Source organism: Dissulfurimicrobium hydrothermale, from assembly GCF_022026155.1.
Classification (GTDB): domain Bacteria; phylum Desulfobacterota; class Dissulfuribacteria; order Dissulfuribacterales; family Sh68; genus Dissulfurimicrobium; species Dissulfurimicrobium hydrothermale.
Map to the genome: position 1 here is coordinate 1741888 of NZ_CP085041.1, position 18499 is coordinate 1760386.

20 protein-coding genes are annotated in these 18499 nt (G+C 48.9%); 18 read left to right on the forward strand and 2 right to left on the reverse strand.

All coding sequences use genetic code 11. The features are described 5' to 3' along the window. Positions 1-2: 2 nt before the first annotated feature. A complete protein-coding gene (locus LGS26_RS08310) occupies positions 3-1880 on the reverse strand; it encodes an ASKHA domain-containing protein (RefSeq protein WP_237888415.1) in 1878 nt (625 codons plus the stop codon). Between the two features lie 50 nt (positions 1881-1930). On the opposite strand from LGS26_RS08310, the gene rfaE2 reads away from it, so the two are divergent. From rfaE2 to LGS26_RS08395, 16 genes are all read left to right on the forward strand, one after another. Next, on the forward strand, positions 1931-3256 hold the full coding sequence (rfaE2, locus tag LGS26_RS09755; RefSeq protein ID WP_330873285.1) for a D-glycero-beta-D-manno-heptose 1-phosphate adenylyltransferase: 1326 nt from the start codon (positions 1931-1933) through the stop codon (positions 3254-3256). A 159-nt stretch (positions 3257-3415) separates the two neighbouring features. Next, on the forward strand, positions 3416-3931 hold the full coding sequence (locus tag LGS26_RS08325) for a flagellar basal body-associated FliL family protein (RefSeq protein WP_237888416.1): 516 nt from the start codon (positions 3416-3418) through the stop codon (positions 3929-3931). A gap of 6 nt (positions 3932-3937) precedes the next feature. Then, positions 3938-4924: a flagellar motor switch protein FliM gene (gene fliM / locus LGS26_RS08330; protein WP_237888417.1), complete on the forward strand. Its 987-nt coding sequence runs from the start codon at positions 3938-3940 to the stop codon at positions 4922-4924. Positions 4925-4969: 45 nt separating this feature from the next. After that, on the forward strand, positions 4970-5581 hold the full coding sequence (gene fliN / locus LGS26_RS08335; RefSeq protein ID WP_407932053.1) for a flagellar motor switch protein FliN: 612 nt from the start codon (positions 4970-4972) through the stop codon (positions 5579-5581). Between the two features lie 31 nt (positions 5582-5612). After that, the gene (locus tag LGS26_RS08340; protein WP_237888419.1) at positions 5613-5918 is read left to right on the forward strand and encodes a FliO/MopB family protein; all 306 of its coding nucleotides are present in this window, start codon (positions 5613-5615) and stop codon (positions 5916-5918) included. A 40-nt stretch (positions 5919-5958) separates the two neighbouring features. Further along, entirely contained in the window at positions 5959-6714 is a 756-nt protein-coding gene (fliP, locus tag LGS26_RS08345) for a flagellar type III secretion system pore protein FliP (RefSeq protein ID WP_237888420.1), read from the forward strand. An 11-nt stretch (positions 6715-6725) separates the two neighbouring features. Continuing rightward, on the forward strand, positions 6726-6995 hold the full coding sequence (gene fliQ / locus LGS26_RS08350) for a flagellar biosynthesis protein FliQ (RefSeq protein WP_237888421.1): 270 nt from the start codon (positions 6726-6728) through the stop codon (positions 6993-6995). Positions 6996-6997: 2 nt separating this feature from the next. Then, positions 6998-7789 (forward strand): flagellar biosynthetic protein FliR, encoded by a 792-nt coding sequence (gene fliR / locus LGS26_RS08355; RefSeq protein ID WP_237888422.1) that lies wholly within the window; start codon positions 6998-7000, stop codon positions 7787-7789. A 19-nt stretch (positions 7790-7808) separates the two neighbouring features. Beyond that, positions 7809-8891 carry a flagellar biosynthesis protein FlhB gene (gene flhB, locus LGS26_RS08360; RefSeq protein WP_237888423.1) on the forward strand — a complete coding sequence of 361 codons (1083 nt, stop codon included), beginning with the start codon at positions 7809-7811 and terminating at the stop codon, positions 8889-8891. Continuing rightward, positions 8892-10988: a flagellar biosynthesis protein FlhA gene (gene flhA / locus LGS26_RS08365; RefSeq protein ID WP_237888424.1), complete on the forward strand. Its 2097-nt coding sequence runs from the start codon at positions 8892-8894 to the stop codon at positions 10986-10988. It abuts the gene before it with no gap. A 10-nt stretch (positions 10989-10998) separates the two neighbouring features. After that, the gene (locus LGS26_RS08370) at positions 10999-12132 is read left to right on the forward strand and encodes a flagellar biosynthesis protein FlhF (protein WP_237888425.1); all 1134 of its coding nucleotides are present in this window, start codon (positions 10999-11001) and stop codon (positions 12130-12132) included. A 16-nt stretch (positions 12133-12148) separates the two neighbouring features. Continuing rightward, positions 12149-12994, forward strand: a complete 846-nt coding sequence (locus LGS26_RS08375; RefSeq protein WP_237888426.1) for a MinD/ParA family protein — start codon at positions 12149-12151, stop codon at positions 12992-12994. A gap of 13 nt (positions 12995-13007) precedes the next feature. Beyond that, the gene (locus LGS26_RS08380; RefSeq protein WP_237888427.1) at positions 13008-13802 is read left to right on the forward strand and encodes a sigma-70 family RNA polymerase sigma factor; all 795 of its coding nucleotides are present in this window, start codon (positions 13008-13010) and stop codon (positions 13800-13802) included. A gap of 86 nt (positions 13803-13888) precedes the next feature. After that, the gene (locus LGS26_RS08385; protein WP_237888428.1) at positions 13889-14269 is read left to right on the forward strand and encodes a chemotaxis response regulator CheY; all 381 of its coding nucleotides are present in this window, start codon (positions 13889-13891) and stop codon (positions 14267-14269) included. 9 nt (positions 14270-14278) lie between these two features. After that, positions 14279-15202 (forward strand): flagellar basal body-associated FliL family protein, encoded by a 924-nt coding sequence (locus tag LGS26_RS08390; protein WP_237888429.1) that lies wholly within the window; start codon positions 14279-14281, stop codon positions 15200-15202. Beyond that, positions 15203-15637: a hypothetical protein gene (locus LGS26_RS08395; protein ID WP_237888430.1), complete on the forward strand. Its 435-nt coding sequence runs from the start codon at positions 15203-15205 to the stop codon at positions 15635-15637. It abuts the gene before it with no gap. A gap of 7 nt (positions 15638-15644) precedes the next feature. On the opposite strand, the gene LGS26_RS08400 is transcribed toward LGS26_RS08395, so the two are convergent. Continuing rightward, on the reverse strand, positions 15645-15893 hold the full coding sequence (locus tag LGS26_RS08400) for an Lrp/AsnC ligand binding domain-containing protein (RefSeq protein ID WP_237888431.1): 249 nt from the start codon (positions 15891-15893) through the stop codon (positions 15645-15647). Positions 15894-16186: 293 nt separating this feature from the next. Here LGS26_RS08400 and LGS26_RS08405 point away from each other — a divergent pair, with 293 nt between their 5' ends. Together LGS26_RS08405 and LGS26_RS08410 are read left to right on the forward strand one after the other, a co-directional pair. Then, entirely contained in the window at positions 16187-17272 is a 1086-nt protein-coding gene (locus tag LGS26_RS08405; protein ID WP_237888432.1) for a DHH family phosphoesterase, read from the forward strand. A gap of 33 nt (positions 17273-17305) precedes the next feature. Beyond that, entirely contained in the window at positions 17306-18499 is a 1194-nt protein-coding gene (locus tag LGS26_RS08410; protein WP_237888433.1) for a glucose-1-phosphate adenylyltransferase family protein, read from the forward strand.

The window sequence follows — 18499 nt, forward strand, 5'->3', positions numbered from 1 at the left end:
TGTTACCCGATACGCACGCTTGGAAACAACCCTGCATCAGTATGAGGGAGGAACAAGGCCGAGACGTAATTTTCCATAAAATGCGGATTGCCGCTCAGATCAAAGTGGGTCATCATCCTGGCGCTCCTTGAAACCTCCTTCATGGCATCGATCGACATGGCCATAGCCCTTGCCCCAGCGAGGGAGCTGTTACCTACAAAAAAGAACCTGTCTCTCGGGATATCAGGCAAAAGGCCTATTGTGACGGCCTGTTCAAGGTCAAGGTAGCTCCCGAAATTTCCAGCAAGTACCACCCGCTCAAGGTCTTTGAAGTCCATCCCGACGGACTCCAAGAGGGTCTGATAGCCTGCAAACATAGCCCCTTTGGCCCTTATGAGATTTTCAATATCCGCCTCGGTAAAGACAATATCCCTGCCCGTCGCTGTTGCACCTTTCTCTATAACGACATACTCCCAACCGTCTCTGCCCGGCCTTATACGGCCGGTCTTGAGGTTGCGCCTGAATCTGCCCTGCCGATCTATGGCCTCGACCATAAAAAGTCCCGCCATAAGGCTTATTATCCCTGAGCCACAGATGCCTTTGGCCTTCTTACCGCCTATGGTGAGGATCATCGGCTCAAAGGTCTCGGGATGGATGTGCACCGCCTCAACCGCCCCGGTTGTCGCCCTCATACCGTGCATGATCCCACCCCCCTCAAAGGCTGGTCCTGCCGAACATGCCGCACAAGCCATCCAGTCCTGATTCCCTAAGACGATTTCGCCATTCGTGCCGATATCGATAAAGAGCGTAAGCTCATGACTACGATGCACCCCTACACCCACCACGCCCGCGGTTATATCCCCCCCTACGTAACTAGCCACACATGGAGCAAGAAACAGATACACATGCGGCGGGAGGGCTATCCCGATGTCCTTAGCCCTTACAGGCGGGAGGTGTGTAGCCACAGGGACATAAGGCTGTGTCCTCAGATAACCGGTCTCAAGTCCCAACAGTAGGTGCGTCATGACAGTATTGCCAGCTGCAGTCATGAGACTTATCGAGTCTTTCGGACACCTTGAAGATGAACAGATCTCAGCGATTAAGGCATTCAGGCAACCGATTATCTTCTGCTGCAAGGTCAGGAGCCCATCCTTTTTCCTTGCAAACTCCATCCTTGAGATCACATCCTCTCCGAAACTCACCTGCGGATTGTAATTCGAGACATCGGCCAAAATCTTCCCTGTCGTCAGCTCTATGAGCTGGCCCGAAACAGTAGTTGTACCTATATCAAAAGCGAGCGCAAGGTGACCACCAGCCGCATCTCCTGGCTCAACCCTTATGAGCTTCTTAACATCCGGCCTTGGGCCCTCCATCATACTCACTGTCGTCAACCACTCTTTTTCACGCAGGGCTGCAGGCAGATCAAAAAGGATGGTGGTGTCGACCTCAACTGTTGTGCCCTTTAATCTACCATTCATCAATTCGCGCTGGAGACGGTCGAGGTCGCTTGCGCTATCCGAGAGATCGGGCCGCGGTACATTGATGGCGACCTTTTCCACGACCGGACGCAGGTCAAATGGCATCCCGCCGTGAGCCTCCAGCCAAGAAGCAATCTTTCTGGGCGCAGCCCTCGAAAGGGCCCGTCTGTCCATCTCCGATTCCACAGGCACCCTGATCTTTACGTCACTTACAGGATAAGAGGCACATGCCTTCCAGGCACCGTCAGGAAACCTTTCACCCCTTAACTCCCCGTCATCCAGAAAGACCTTGCACTTATCGCATACGCCGGCCCCACCGCAGGATGCGTTGATATGAATGCCAGCCCTCATGGCCATCCTGAGGATTGCCTCTTCCCCTGATGTCTCGATTGTTGTATTTGATGGTAAGAATGTGACCTGCATAGACGTTCCAAAAAATTTGCAATTTATCAAATCGCCTTAAATAAACACAAATGGATATCATCAAGCAAGGTATAAAAAACAAAGTTGGACGAGGATCTACTATCAATCTGGGGATATTTCAATTCAATCCGCGCCCTGACACCCCATGGTTGAACTGGAAGAGGGTGCGCACGGCCATACAGAGACTCAGGGAAAACGGTGTCGACATCATTCTCCTGCCGGAACTCTGGGCTACCGGCCCACTGCAACCAGGGATGCCGTTGCCTTTAAACGAGCTTGATGAGATAAGGCAAGAGGCCCAGACCCTCTCCAAATCCCTTGGCGTCCTGATCATCGGAACGCTTCCGACACCCTGCACGGACGGTGCAAGACATAACCTCTACAATGAGACCCATGTCTTCGGCCTTGACCGTCCACATCACCCCTATAGGAAGATCAACCTGTTTCAGCCGATGGCGGAACACAAGCTCTTCAATGAAGGACATACGCCGGCTGTGCTGTGGACCCGAACAAATGGCCTGGAAATAGGCATCGGCCTCATGACATGCTATGACCTGAGGTTCCCGGAGCTTGCAAGGCAGCTCATCTTTGAAGGCGCCCACATCCTCGCGGTCTCGGCCCTCTGGCCGACTGAAAGGTTGAGCCAGTTCAAGACCCTGCTTTCGGCAAGGGCCACAGAAAACCAATGTTTTACAGCCGCAGCAAACGCATGGGGGGATTTCAAAGACACCAGGTTTGCAGGTGGTTCAGGGGTCTATGGACCATCAGGCAAACTAATTGCCGCCGCCCCAGATTCAGAGGCCTGGATATCCATCGGCCTTGACCTTGGAGAACTTGACGAAATCCGCCGACAATTTTTTACCGCTCACCCCCCAAGGCACTGGGCCGCACTTACTCAAGGCAAGATATGTGATCTAAAATCATTAAAAGAAACAGCATCGCGGCGGCGCAGGGCAGGCCAAAGGATGGTCTTTACAAACGGCTGTTTTGACATCATTCATGCGGGCCATGTCCAATATCTGGAGACCGCCAGACGTATGGGGGATTTTTTGGTCGTCGGCCTCAACAGTGACAGATCTGTTAGTGGGATAAAAGGGAAAGGGCGCCCTATAAACAATGAATGGGCCAGGGCCAGGGTCCTCGCAGGGCTTCAGGCCGTTGACTATATAACGGTCTTCGACGAACCCGATCCCCTTAAGACAATCGAGTCCCTTATGCCTGATGTGCTTGTAAAGGGTGCCGACTGGGATGAAGATCATATAATAGGGGCTGGCATTGTAAAGAAGAATGGGGGCAGGGTGGAAAGGGTGCCGTTTGAATATGATATATCAACTACAAAGATCATAAGGCGGATATTAGATCCGTCAAAAAATTGACTAAGATTGGATACAGCAGATCGCTATCTAGCGATATCTTCATGAGATCAATAAAGAAAACACTGACAAGACTGTCTTGCGGACCGGTGGCATATATATTGCTGTATCCAATACAAACGGGCCTCAAGGCAGGATCATAAACGACACGGAGACAATGCCATGGCTGAACAAGAAGAAAAGGTAAATGCAACAGAGACCGATACCCCCAAAAAGAAAAAAAACATGCTGCTGATAGCAATCATCGGCCTGATTGTCGTCATCGTATTGGCAGGGCTCGGTTCCTATTTGTTTCTCTTTAAAAAACCCAGCAACGAGGCGCTCGAAAGAGAAATAAACGGCGAGCATGAAACCAAAGGTGCAGACAAGGGAAAGGTCGGCATCATGGTGGACTTGGAGCCCTTTGTAGTAAACCTCGACGACCCTAAGGCAAGACACTTCCTCAAGATCGCAATCACCCTTGAAGTGCCTGATGAAAAGGCCAAAGAGGAGATAACAAAACTTATGCCCAAAATCAAAAACGAGATAATCATGATCCTGAGCAGCAAGTCGCTTGATGACGTCATTCCTGTGGAAGGCAAGATAAAATTGAGAGACGAGCTCATGGTCAGATTAACCAACATACTCGGCCAGGGTCGTTTGAACAACGTCTATTTCTCGCAATTTGTAGTTCAGTAGTGGGTCATGAATGCGCTTTTAAGCCAAGAGGAAATAGATGCACTTTTAAGCGGCATAGGCGAGGTCACCGAGGTCACAAAAGAGGCCGAAGCAAAACCGACGCCGACGATAGGAGAGGTGGTACCTTTCGACTTCGAAAAGGCGACCCTAATGATCAAGACCAAGTTTCCAGGTCTTGACATCGTAAACGATCAGTTTAACAGGGGTCTTAGAACCACCCTATCTTCCATACTGAAACTTGCTGCCGACAGTAGTGTAGCCCCAATCGAGATAATAAATTTCAAAAATTTTTTGAACAGGATACCTGTCCCGAGCAATATCCACATCATAAAACTGGAGCCGTTCCGTGGGACCGCTATGGTAGTATTGGATCCAAAACTGGTCTTTTCCATAGTGGAGATATTCCTAGGGTCCACCAAGCTCGGGCAGAGCAGGATAGAAGGGAGGGAGTTCACCTCCATAGAGCAGCGGTTGATAAAGAGGATCATAATCTCTATATTGAACGACCTCGAAAGGGCCTGGCGAAACATACATCCCGTCACGATCCAATACATACGCTCTGAAATAAATCCGCAATTTGCAAAGATAGCCCAGAACGACGACGCGGTCATCATATCCAGATTTCAGATAGACCTGGAGGAGATCAGCGGATCAATTACCGTCTGCATACCACTCGGCGTACTCCAGCCCATAAAGTCAAAATTGCAGAGCACTTTTCAAAGCGAAGAGGCTGAAGATCCACTCTGGCGCAAACAATTAATCAGGAATCTTTTCGAGGTTGAGGTGGACATAACAGTACCGCTTGGCGACACCAACATAACAGGGGCCGAGCTTATGGACCTGGGTGTGGGGGACATCATCCAGCTCGATACAAATATAGAAGACCTCCTCAACGTCATAGTCCAGGATAGGCCCAAATTCGCCGGACATCCCGGCCTGTTCAGGGGCCAACGTGCAGTGCGGATCGAAAAGGCGATCAAGATTGATGAATGACGATATAAAAATACCAAGAAAACCTCTGTGGAGAGCAAAAAGATGTTGACTCAGGAAGAATTGGACAAATTACTGGCCGAAGGGTCTGATGGCATAGAAGGCCAAAAGGCCAGCGGCGGGCAACAAGGCGATCCTGCAAAAACAGGTGAGGTGGCACAAGAGCCACCTAAGGCGCCGGAAGAATCGGGCACCATCGACTGGTCCCAAGCCTTCAATGAAGCCGCCGCCGGTGGCGACAAGGCAGCCGCCAAAGCAGTCCGAAAAGGGACGGTCGAGACCAGCCAAGACAAACCTGCGGATGCAAAACAACAAAATCAAGGTGCAGGGAAGCCGAAATTTGACGAATTTCAAAGACCGGCGGTGCAGGAAGAAGGCGGTGCAGGGAAGCCGGATCTCAATTTCATACTCGACATCCCGCTAGACATATCAGTTGAGCTCGGCCGAACAAGGCTTCAGATCCGGGAACTCCTCCAATTGGGACAAGGGTCTGTGGTCAGTCTGGACAAGCTTGCGGGCGAGCCGGCGGATATTTATGTAAACCAAAAACTCATGGCAAAGGGGGATATCGTGGTGGTCAATGAGAAGTTCGGCATAAAACTGACCGAGATCATAAGCCCTGCCGATCGTGTAAAAAATCTTGGTTCACAGAAATATTGACCCTGCAGATATCAAGGGCTGGATCGACCAAATGGAAACCGCGGGTTTCATTATAAAGACTATAGGCGCCATGGCCATCGTCCTCGGACTTATGACGGCGGCCCTGTACGGCATAAAGTTATGGGACAGGAGGCTTAGGGGGGGCAAGGCAGACCCGATAGAGGTCATTTCGACAAAGATGATAATCCCAAAGAAATATCTGTGTATCGTAAGGGTAGCGGACAAAATCCTCATCATCGGCGCCTCCGAAAACGCTGTGGGCCTTTTAGGGACATTGGAGCCAAATTATTTTGAAGCGACGCTCAAGGACAAATCGGATGCCCTATCAGATCATTAAAAATTTCATAACGAACACACTTAAAAAGGGGGTCTATCTCATGTCTTATACAAGACCTTTTCTGATCCCTGTCGCTACGGCGTCTTTCCTGCTGACGCTTACCTGCACTTCATGGGCCATAACCATACCTACGCTGAAAATAGGCCTTGAAGGGGGTGACAGCCCTGCCAAGGTTGCTACGGCCCTTGAGATCATCGCACTTCTTACCGTACTTTCCATCGCGCCGTCCATCCTGCTCATGACCACATCTTTTACAAGGCTCATAATAGTCTTCGGCTTTCTCCGTCAGGCCTTGGGTACGCAGCAGATGCCACCCAATCAGGTGCTTGCAGGACTCGCCCTGTTTCTCACCTTTTTCATCATGCAGCCGGTATGGTCTCAAGCCAATTCCACAGCCGTAAGACCCTATCTAAATGAAGAAATATCCTTTGACGAGGCTGTAAAAAGGATACAGGTGCCATTCAGGGATTTTATGTTCAAACAGACAAGGGAATCCGATCTGGCCCTGTTTGTAAAACTCGCGAAGATCAAAGACCCGAAGGACAGGGACGCCATACCAACGCTGACACTGATCCCTGCATTTATGATAAGTGAACTCAAGACGGCCTTCGAGATAGGATTCATATTGTTCCTGCCGTTCCTAATCATCGACATGATGGTGTCAAGCGTACTTTTGTCATTGGGTATGATGATGCTCCCGCCGATCTTGATCTCACTGCCGTTTAAACTGCTCCTATTTGTATTGGTCGACGGATGGAATCTCCTTGTAGGTTCCCTTGTAAAGAGCTTTTTCTAGGTGGTGATGCAATGACACAGGAAATGGTTGTAGGGCTAGCAAGACAGGCCATAGAACTGACCTTAATCCTGAGCATACCTATGCTTGGCGTCGGGCTCATAGTCGGCCTTGTAGTCAGTATATTCCAGGCCGTAACCCAGATCCAGGAGACGACTCTTACATTCGTACCCAAACTCATAGCCACATTTATCGTCACCCTCTTTTCGTTTCCTTGGCTGATGAACAAACTCCTGGATTTCACCCGACATCTTATCGAAGGGATACCAGGTTATATACGCTGAACATGGAACAAGACCTATTGTACTCAGCTATAACGCACTATAAAGTCTTCGTCCTGGTCTTGATACGCCTGAGCACAATGCTCTTCTTCATGCCTGTCTTCAGCTCCGCGACAATACCGGCTGGCGTCAAGGCAGCAATTTCGATCGTCACTTCACTGATGCTAACACCCGTCGCACCGTTTTCGCCGCAAAGCCTCCCTAATTCACTGGTCGGTTTTTTATTGCTTGTAACGACAGAGGCCTTTACAGGACTTACATTGTCCCTCATCCTGCGCCTTATATTCGCTGGACTCCAGACAGCAGCCCAGATGGTGGGGTTTCAGATGGGCCTTTCTGTGGCAAGCGTAATGGAACCCCAATCAGGCGCCCAATCGCTGGTTGTTGCTGAATTCGTCTATCTTACCGCCCTTACGCTTTTTCTGGTTTCAAATGCACACCATCTCGTAATAGAGGCCATATACGAAAGCCTTGCGATCCTGCCGCCTGGCGGGCTTACCCTAAAGGCGCCCCTTTCCACCATCATATTGAAGATGGCCTATGAGATGTTTGTCATCTCCGTCAAAATAATGGCGCCTGTAATGGCCATACTGTTGTTTTCACAAGTCGCGCTCGGCATCCTTGCCAAAATAGTCCCGCAGATAAATATGCTCATCTTGAGCTTTGGCCTGAATATAGCCCTCGGACTTATATTTCTCGGCCTCACACTCCAGATCTTCTGGCCGGTCCTTGCCGGATATCTGAGAGAAGGGATAAGGCTTATACCTGCCGCAGCGGCTGTCATGGCTGGCAAATAGGATTTGAACGGGGATTGCTATGGCTGAGGAATCTTTTCAGGAACGAACGGAAAAGGCCACACCCAAGCGCAGGGAAGAGGCCAGAAAAAAAGGACAGACCGCAAGGAGCAGGGAGCTGTCGTCTGTAGCGGTATTACTCTCCGGAATACTTACATTTTTGTGGGCAGGCGGACTTTTTTATCAACAATCTGCAGTCATGCTGCGATATTACCTTGGAAATGCGGCCAATATCAGGATAACGACTGGCAATATAGAGACGATCGCCGCAAATGGCATATGGCGCTTTATGATGATAACAGGTCCTCTTCTTTTTGTGCTGGCGCTTGTTGCAATTGCTGCAAATTACCTCCAAGTCGGCCCGCTGATCTCTTTTGAGGCCATAAAACCCAAATTTTCAAAGATCAATCCGATAGAAGGCTTAAAAAGATTGTTTTCAGCCCAAGCCGTCGCAGAACTGCTGAAATCGCTCCTGAAGCTTGTAATAGTAGGAATTATAGCCTTTAAAACGATAAGGGGCGAAATAGATCGCATCCTACCACTTACAGACCAGTCCCCGATCCAGATATTCCTGTATATGAGCAGGGTGAGCTTCGCCATGTTCTGGAAAATATGCATCGCGATAGCTGCCATTGCCGTGCTGGACTTCATCTTTCAGAAATGGGAATTTGAAAAGGGCCTCAGGATGACAAGACAGGAGGTGAAAGAAGAATATAGAGAGACAGAGGGAGACCCCCAGATAAGGGCAAGGATCAGGAGCATCCAAAGGGAAATGGCCAGACGCAGGATGATGGCGGCGGTACCCGAGGCGGATGTGGTGATCACGAACCCTACACACCTTGCAGTTGCATTGAAATATGAAACGGGCAAGATGGAGGCGCCACAGGTGACCGCCAAGGGATCAGGGTTTATAGCGGAAAAGATCAAGGAGATAGCCAAGGCGAACGGGGTACCGACGATCGAAAACAAGCCGCTGGCCCAGACGCTTTTCAAGCTGGTTGAGGTTGGCATGACCATACCTGAGAATCTTTATCAGGCGGTCGCCGAGGTCTTGGCCTATGTCTATCGAATGAAAAACAAGGGTTCAAGGGGGTTGAGGAGATAAATGGCGGAAAGCACTGTCAAAAACATCTGGACCAATATTCAGATAGATAGCAGTAATATAATGGCAGCGGCAGGGGTGCTGGCCATACTGCTCATAATGGTCATGCCCATCCCGGCTACGGCCATGGACATGCTCCTTGCCTTCAATATGAGCATTTCCCTCCTGATCCTGCTGCTTTCCCTTTACATCATAAAACCGTTGGACTTTCCGATATTTCCATCGCTGCTGCTCCTTACAACCCTGTTCCGCCTGTCGCTCAATATAGCTACAACAAGGCTAATCCTGATCCACGGGCATGAAGGTATAGATGCGGCCGGTAGAATCATCATGGGATTCGGCCAGTTTGCAGTAGGTGGAAATTTTGTAGTAGGGGCCATAGTCTTTTCAATACTGGTGATAATAAATTTCGTAGTCATCACAAAAGGTGCCGGCCGCATTGCAGAGGTGGCGGCGAGATTCACTCTGGACGCCATGCCAGGGAAACAGATGGCTATAGATGCAGATCTAAACGCTGGGCTCATTGATGAAAAAGAGGCAAGGGCCAGGCGCAAGGATATAGCTAAAGAGGCGGAATTTTACGGGGCCATGGACGGCGCCAGCAAGTTTGTTCGCGGCGAGGCCATAGCAGGCCTCATCATCATGGCCATAAATATAATAGGCGGCTTTGTGATAGGCGTCATTCAACAAGGACTGCCTATAGCCGCAGCCGCAAGGAGTTATACGCTCCTCACAATTGGAGACGGCCTTATCTCTCAGATCCCAGCCCTCATAATTTCAACCGCGGCAGGCATACTGGTAAGCCGTGCAGCCTCCGATGCAGGAATAGGCAGGGAATTCATAAGGCAGTTTGCAGCCCAACCCGAGGCCCTGGCAATCACCTCTGCAATGATCTTCTTCTTCGGCATGATTCCAGGGCTTCCAGCTATCCCATTCAGTGCATTGTCTATTGGTCTCGGCACGCTCTCCTTTCTGGCATACAAAGAAAAACATAGACTTCGGGCGGTCTCCGAGGCAAAAGAGGCACCGGCTACCAAGGCGCCGAAGGCACCCGAACCAGGCAGCCTCGAGGAGATAGAGCGCCTTCTCAGTATAGACGTCCTTGCACTTGAAATGGGATATGGGCTCATCCCGCTGGTCGATGAAGAACAGGGCGGAGATCTCCTCGAACGGATCAAATCCATAAGGCGTCAATTCGCCCAAGAGATGGGCGTAATAGTGCCGCCTCTCCATGTGAGAGACAATCTCCAACTAAAGCCTAGTGAATACTCCATTCTCATCAAAGGTGTAGAGGCTGCACGAGGAGAACTTATGATGGGACACCTGCTGGCAATGAACCCAGGGGATGTCAAAAAAGAGATAAAGGGCATCCCGACGACAGAGCCGGCATTCGGCCTCCCCGCCCTCTGGATACCTGAATCGGAAAGAGATGAGGCGCAGATAGCCGGCTATACCGTAGTTGATCTATCGGCTGTAGTGGCTACACACATAGCGGAAGTGATCCGTCAAAATGCTGACGAACTTCTCGGCCGCCAGGAAGTGCAGAGACTCCTTGATACGCTGGCAAAGACCTATCCAAAGGCCGTGGAGGAGGCGACAAACGCCTGCCCATTAGGTGTGGTACAAAAAGTGCTACAGAGTTTGGTAAAGGAGAAGGTCCCGATAAGAGACCTTCTCACGATAGTAGAGGCACTGGCTGATTATGGACCTTTTACAAAGGACCCTGAGGTGCTTGCGGAATATGTAAGACAGCGACTCGGTAAGGTCATTATAAAACCATTCCTGAAGGCCAATGGAACCCTCCCAGTCATCACTATGGACATCTCTATAGAAGAACAGATAAAAAAGGGTATCCAACAGACTGAGCATGGCAGTTTTCTGGCCCTCGACGCCGCATCAGTCCAACATCTGGCGCAGGCGATCAAAAAAGGGGTGGAGGATGCGACGGCTAAGGGATATCAGGCTGTAATACTTACTAGCCCGAATATAAGGAGGCACCTCAAGAAACTTATCGACAGATTTGCACCGAATGTCAGTGTGCTTTCACACACAGAGATACAAGGGAATGTAAAACTCGAATCGATAGCCGCCATCAGGTGAAGCATAGGCCATGAACATCAGAAGATTTGAGGCGCCAGATATCGCCGAGGCCCTTGCAATGATAAAGGCCGAACTGGGCGATGAGGCTGTAATCATAGAAACAAATCGCCGCAGAAGACGCGATGAGGCCACAGGACTGATAGAAAACATCGTGGAAGTGACGGCAGCCATCGACTTTTCTCCTCATACAGAGGCGCAGGTCAGGATACCGCCTGAGAAAGCGCCAGCGAAAAAAATATTACATGGGGTGGCGATACATGGCGGATACGGACCTAACCACCCCTCACCACTCCTCGTCATCCATGATGCCTTAGCCGGTCTGGGTCTCGGACATAAGTTGCAGCAAGAAATTGCAGCACAATTTTTGCATGAAGTTTCAAGCGACAAAGATATCACACATGAGCTTGTCCACGATTGGCTTAAAAACATGGCGTCACGCAGGATAAAAATCGCAGATGCTGCCAAAGCCTCGACCTCAAGGCCGCGCATAGCGATGATAGGCCCGACCGGTACAGGAAAGACGACTACTATAGCCAAATTGGCCGCGCTGCTCAAATTCCAGAAAAATATGCACGGCGTCCTTGTCTCAGTCGACGCCTACAGGCTCGGTACAGCTGAACAGCTGGAAAGATATGCAAGGCTCATGGATATACCCTTCGAGGCGCTAAGAGACCCGAAGGGGCTAAGCGGCGTGCTCGAACGCTACAAACATATGGATTTCATGCTTATCGACACCACTGGCAGGGGTCCAAGTGATCCTAGACACAGGGAGGAGCTATCGGCCATATTCAATGCAGATCCATCAATCAAGGGATATCCAGTTTTATGCGCCACATCAAAGGCCGATGACCTCGCCTCGCAGATGGCGCTCTATTCCACATTCCCAATCGCAGGCTGGGTAATAACAAAGATAGACGAAACATCCTCTTATGGCCCGCTATGCGCCGTGGTCATACGAGAACAACTGCCGATTTCCTATATCACCAACGGCCAAAAGGTGCCAGAGGACATAATAGAGGCTACAAAAGAGATACTCTTAGACCTGTTGTTCGCTAACGAAAGAAAAGATCCGGGCGTCGAGATGGAAACCGGTACAGCGTGGGCCAGGTCTTTAACTAACAAACAATGGGCTTTGTTTGCCTAAAAAAGACAAGAGAAATATGAAAAGACCACTGGCAGAAAGAGATATAACGACCGCAAAGCACCCTCCCCGCGTCATTTCATTCAGCAGTGGCAAGGGCGGCGTGGGCAAGACCAATATAGTCGTGAATCTGGCGATCGCCATGGCGGATCTGGGCCAAAGGGTAATGGTCCTTGACGCCGACCTTGGTCTTGCCAATATAGATGTAATTCTAGGCCTTACGCCAAAATATACTATAGACAATGTCTTTTCCGGATATGTCACGCTCAAGGACGTGCTTATCGAAGGGCCAAGCGGCATCCTTATATTGCCTGCCGGATCAGGCGTAACCGAACTCTTGAATCTCGGCGAGGGCGAAAAACTATTCCTCCTTGATGAAATCGAAGGGCTGGGAAACGATATCGATATCATGCTGATCGACAATGCGGCTGGTATTTCTGAAAATGTAATGTATTTTAATCTTGCGGCCCAGCAAAGGGTGGTTGTGGCTACGCCAGAACCTACATCAATAACAGATGCCTATGCACTTATAAAGGTCATGGTCAATAAATACAAGGTGAATACGTTTTCTCTATTGATAAACATGGCCAGAGACGAGAGCGACGCACTCAAGGTCTTCCGCCAGCTGACATTGGTGACCGACCGCTTTCTGGGGACGCCGGCCATTGACTATCTGGGCTTCATTCCTAGAGACGACACCGTGTCAAATGCGATTTGCCTTCAAAAAGCAGCGCTTAACGCATATCCAGACTCCATTGCAAGCAAGGCCTTTATGAAACTGGCCGAAAATCTACTGATATCCAGGCGCGAGGGGTGGAGTGACGGGAATATCAAGTTTTTTTGGAGACATCTCTTGCGGGTATAAGACGGCCTCGACCATGGAAAACGGGGTATTGAAGGACTATACAGACATATTTTTCAACGCCGAGGAGACGCTGACAAGGGAAAAACGCCAGGAGCTCATCATCAGATACACACCGCTTATAAGATATGTAGTTGAAAAGATGTCAGCGCGCCTGCCTGGGCATGTCTCATGCGACGATCTCATGAGCGCCGGCGTGATCGGCCTTATGGACGCCGTCGAAAAATTCGACCCATCCAAAAACATACAATTCAAGACATATGCGGAATTCCGCATTAGAGGGGCCATCCTCGACGAATTGAGAAACCTTGACTGGATACCCAGGTCCATCAGGAGAAAGAGCTCAGAGCTTGAGCAGACCTACAAACGCCTCGAAAAGGAATTGGGTCGCCCTGCTGAAGACGAAGAGGCGGCGAACGCCCTCGGTCTTGACATGGAAGAGTTCTACAAGCTCCTGGAGGAAACCAGGTGTGTAACATTCATGGACATCGACGCCATAAGGCGGAGGCTGCCTGACGGCAACGACGAGGATATCTTCGATCTCATAGCAGGTGACGGCTCGGCCGATCCATTCGAGCAGCTCAAATTGACGGATATCAAACGTCTTGTAGTCGATGCCATAGAGTCTCTGCCCATAAAAGAAAGACTGGTGCTCTCGCTCTATTATTATGAAGAGCTCACCATGAAGGAGATAGGAGAGATAATGGGCTACACGGAATCCAGGATATCGCAGCTACACACAAAGGCTATCTTGCGGATAAAGGCGCATATCAGCGACAACGCCGGCCATGCCCTGTACGACATAGCGTAAACATTGTCATAATGTCACAAGTATGGTTTAAAAAAAGAAATTTCAAGTTAGAATAATCAAAAAAATTTAAGATAGAGGTAAGCAACATGCCGATTGACTATAACATGAGGGTAATGATCGTCGATGACTTCGCCACAATGCGCCGGATAGTCAAAAACATACTGATTCAGATCGGTTTCAAAAACTTTATCGAGGCCGACGATGGATCGACAGCCTGGGACATCCTGCAAAAAGAAAAGGTAGACCTGGTCATATCGGATTGGAACATGCCCAAAATGCCCGGAATAGACCTCCTCAAGAAGATTAGGGCCGACGAGAGGTTTGCAGACCTGCCCTTTATAATGGTCACTGCAGAGGCCCAAAAAGAAAATATAATAGAGGCCGTAAAGGCTAGGGTAAGCAACTATATAGTAAAACCGTTCACACCCGAGACGCTCAGCGAAAAAATAGAAAAAATTTTTCAATAAGAAGGTATTATGGACGAAGAAAAAAGAGAGACTCACATATCTCAACCGCCGGACGAAAAAGAAATACCTCCTGACAACCAGCTGGAAGGATCAAATGTTGATGATGAGCTTTGGGATCCCGGAAGCGGAGTTGAAAATATCCCGCTCTTTGAGGAATTCGCCTCTGAACTAATCGAACAAGACGAGAAAAAGACCGAACAGATCATTGAACCTGAGGCGGACGGCAAAACCTTACTTGAAGAACCGACTGAGGAGGTCATTGAACCCGGGCTCGAAGCCAAGGGCTTTGTACATAGCATTGAAGGGCCTGCAACAATCGGACCGGACAAAAAAGATGGCGAGACCACAGATGATGAAGGAATAAAAAAGATCGATATTGGGACGCAGAATAAGTGGCTATTATGGGGCATGGCTGCATTTTCGTCGGTTCTGATAGCCATCGGCACAGCGACAATATGGAAAATGACAGGTGGTAACGCCGAGGCTCCGTTTATCGCACACCCGACCTCACAGAGTAAAGGAACGACAACGGCGGCGTTGGGTGGCGAAAATACAAAAAGGAGCGCAGTGTCACACGAAAATGTTGAAGGCGGCCCAGCCGGACAGGCAGGGAGACCGCTATCCCCAATGAAACCTCTAACCGTAACCCTTGCCTCGTTCCTGATCCCGGCCCAACAAAACGGACAAATGGTATTTTTCAATCTACAGGCCGAACTATCAGTCAAAGACAAAAAGACAATGGACGAGCTTATGCAGAAAGAGGTCTGGATAAGGGACATCATATACAGAGAGCTCAAAGGGATAGACATAACCAACGGCTTTCGTGGAGACATCCTGGATCCATACCAAAAGACGATCGTTGAGCGCATAAATACTGAATTAGCCCCGCTAAAGGTCGAAGACGTAAAGCTATCCGGTTCACCTGTCAGTTAAATGATGATAATTTTAGATTACAAAGGCATGCTTGCCATTGGTCAGATACTCCTTGATCTAGCGCTCCTTTGCATAATCTTTTTCATGTACCGCAAGCTTAAAATGCTGGATGTGCAAAAGGTGGAGCGGATCATCAACATATTGAAAAAAGGTGAAGAATTATCAAGGGGCATCGAAGATGCACTCAAGAAAAACGAAGCGCTATCAAATTCGCTTGCCTGCGTCCTTAATAGTAAAGAAACCCCTAAAGATTCAAGGAATACGCCTACAAGTGGCAAACCGATCGATAAAAACGGCCTGCATAATCAGGTGATAGCCCTTTGGAAGATCGGTAAAGGACTACCCGAGATCGCGGATATCACCGGCCTTGCCCCAGGAGAAGTTGAGATCATAATATCCCTTGCCAAGGCCAAAAAACTAGCGATAAAAAACTAGCGATAAATTATACGGCCTCATTAAGCCTTACCACAGGACATGTCATAGTATGCCTTATGGCGTCAAGCGTTTGCAATTTGTGCATAACTACATATGACAAGGTATCATGATTCTCGGTCTCAAGCTCAGCGATGATGTCATAAGGTCCCATGATTACATCCAGACGTATAACCTCAGGCATCTCTGAGAGTCGCTTCGCAACCTCAGCAGTCTTTCCTATCTGCGTATTTATTAAGATATAGGCCTTTAGTGACATAACATCCCTCCCCTTTTTTAATTTCAATTAACGCCTGTTGCGCCAAAATCCAAATATATCAACACATGCCTTGAACACGAGCCCCAACCACAACCAGTGGTACAGCTTGATTTTTTTCTTTTTCCTTACTAAGTTAGAGGCAAGATCCCTTTTATAATTCATTTAACTATAACATTTTAAAAATCTAAAGATATTCCGCACTTGACGGTTGTCAACCGACAATCAGCGGCTGTAATGGCCGGAGACTCTGTCCGGCATGAATCTGAATTTAAATATTATTAAATAAATTCATAATGCCGTCAAACACAAATAAACAAAACCTATCCATCCAAAATACAAGCGGAAAGGAAGAGGAGGTCTGTCCCGAATCTCAATCCCCGGGCCAAATGACCCGCTGCATAAAAAGACTCTCAAACAAGGAGCGGCTCCGCATCCTACTCCAGTCTTTCAAAAAGGATGACAAGGTCTTGTTAATAATCGTAGCAGACCCTGACGCCATGGCAAGTGCATTCGCAATAAAAAGGCTCCTTGCCAGGAGGGTCGAAGAGGTCTCGATTGCCCATCAGAACGAGATCATGCGGGTGAACAACATCGCGATGAAGGATCTGCTGAAGATACCGATGCAGCGGCTGCGATCCGTCAAGAAAGAGGCCTTTACAAAATTCGTCCTACTTGACTCGCAGCCGCCACACAACCCTGACCTAGCCGTCATCTCATACCATGCAGTAATAGATCACCATCCTCTCACTGAGGGATGGACCGCCCAGTTTATCGACATAAGGCCAGAATACGGGGCCACCTCCACCATGATATTCGAATACCTCAAGACGGCCAAGATAAAACCATCCGTAGCCCTCGCCACCGCACTCTTTTACGGCATCAAATCAGATACCCAGAATTTCACCAAAAAGGCCACACAGTCTGACATACTGTGCTTTCAACACCTCTTCAAAGGAATAAACCAGCAGCTGTTAAACAAGATAGAGACCTCCGACATAAGGCGGTCTGAGCTTAAATATCTGAAATTGGCCTTTGAAAATATGAAGGTAAGCAAACAGCGTATCTATTCACATATCGAAAAGGTGACTAACCCCGATATGCTTGTGGTTGTGGCAGACTTCCTCACCCACGTACATGATATAGGATGGGTCATCGTCTCAGGGGTGTACGGCGACAAATTGATAGTGATATTTAGATGTGACGGCTATAAGAAAGACGCCGGGAAACTTGCGGCCAGGGTATTCGGCGCTATAGGCTCGGCAGGCGGACACAAAGAAAAGGCCAGGGCCGAAATCCCACTGAAAAATCTGACGGAAACCATGGCTATGAAGTTTACGACCTCTACACTGCAAAGACTGGTGCTAAAGCACTTGAACTAATTGAAACCCAATAATCACCTAATGGAGGTATTGATGACGCCGAAAGTCGTCGCAATGGTACTTGCTGGTGGAAGGGTGGGAGAACTTGATGTCCTCACCTACTTCAGACCGAAATCAACACTGCCTTTTGGAGGACTTTATAGGATAATCGACTTTCCATTGAGCAATCTCATGCACTCAGGGATAGAGCGGGTCGGGATACTGAGCCAGTACCGCTCCTCCTCCCTTATCGAACACATTGGTACAGGCTCAGCCTGGGACATGACCGGCAGGAACCGTGGAATAAATCTACTGCCGCCCTTTCACGGTCTCAATGCCTCCGACTGGTACAAGGGAACCGCCGACGCAGTATACCAAAATCTTGACTTCATCAGCTCACACAACCCGGATCTTGTCATGGTCCTCTCAGGCGACCACGTCTATAAAATGGACTATCGGGCCATGCTGGACTTCCATATAGACATGGATGCCGACGTAACCGCTGCATTTGTAAACGTTGAAAAGGTCGAGGCGTCGAGATTCGGTCTGGCCTGTTTCAGACACGATGACCCAAGGGGCGGATATATTACCGAATATGCGGAAAAACCGTCCTCTCCTATCTCAAACTGGGCGTCCCTCACTATATACATCTTCAAGATCAAGGTCCTTGAAAGGATTTTGAATGAAAATGCCGGAATGGAATCACATGAATTTGGAAAGGATATCATACCTTCGATGATAGGCAGGTTCAAGGTATATGCCTATAAATTTAGCGGATTCTGGGGCTACAGTCGCACAATAAAAGAATACTGGAATACCAACATGGCCCTTCTAGGGAATACGCCCAAAATAGACCTCGACAATTGGCAGGTGCGGACGAATCTAGACCACGAAGCCATAAGGGACAGGGGGCCTGCCATCATCGGTCCGAATGGATTGTGCGAAAATTCTAGATTCTATAATGGGGTAAAGATAAATGGGTGCGTCAGGAATTCGATCCTCTTCCCCGGCGTCAAGATTGAAGAAGGTGCCCAGATTACTGATTCAATACTATTTTTTGACACCCATGTCGATCAAGGGGCCGTAATCGACCATGCAATCATCGACATAAATACGACCATAAGCAGGGACTCAAAGATCGGGGGGGCTGAGGCCATTACCGTGATCGGCGCGAATGCGCAGATACCAAAAGGCATGAATATCAAAGAAGGTACACGAATCAAACCGGGATTTAAAGGCAATATCTGA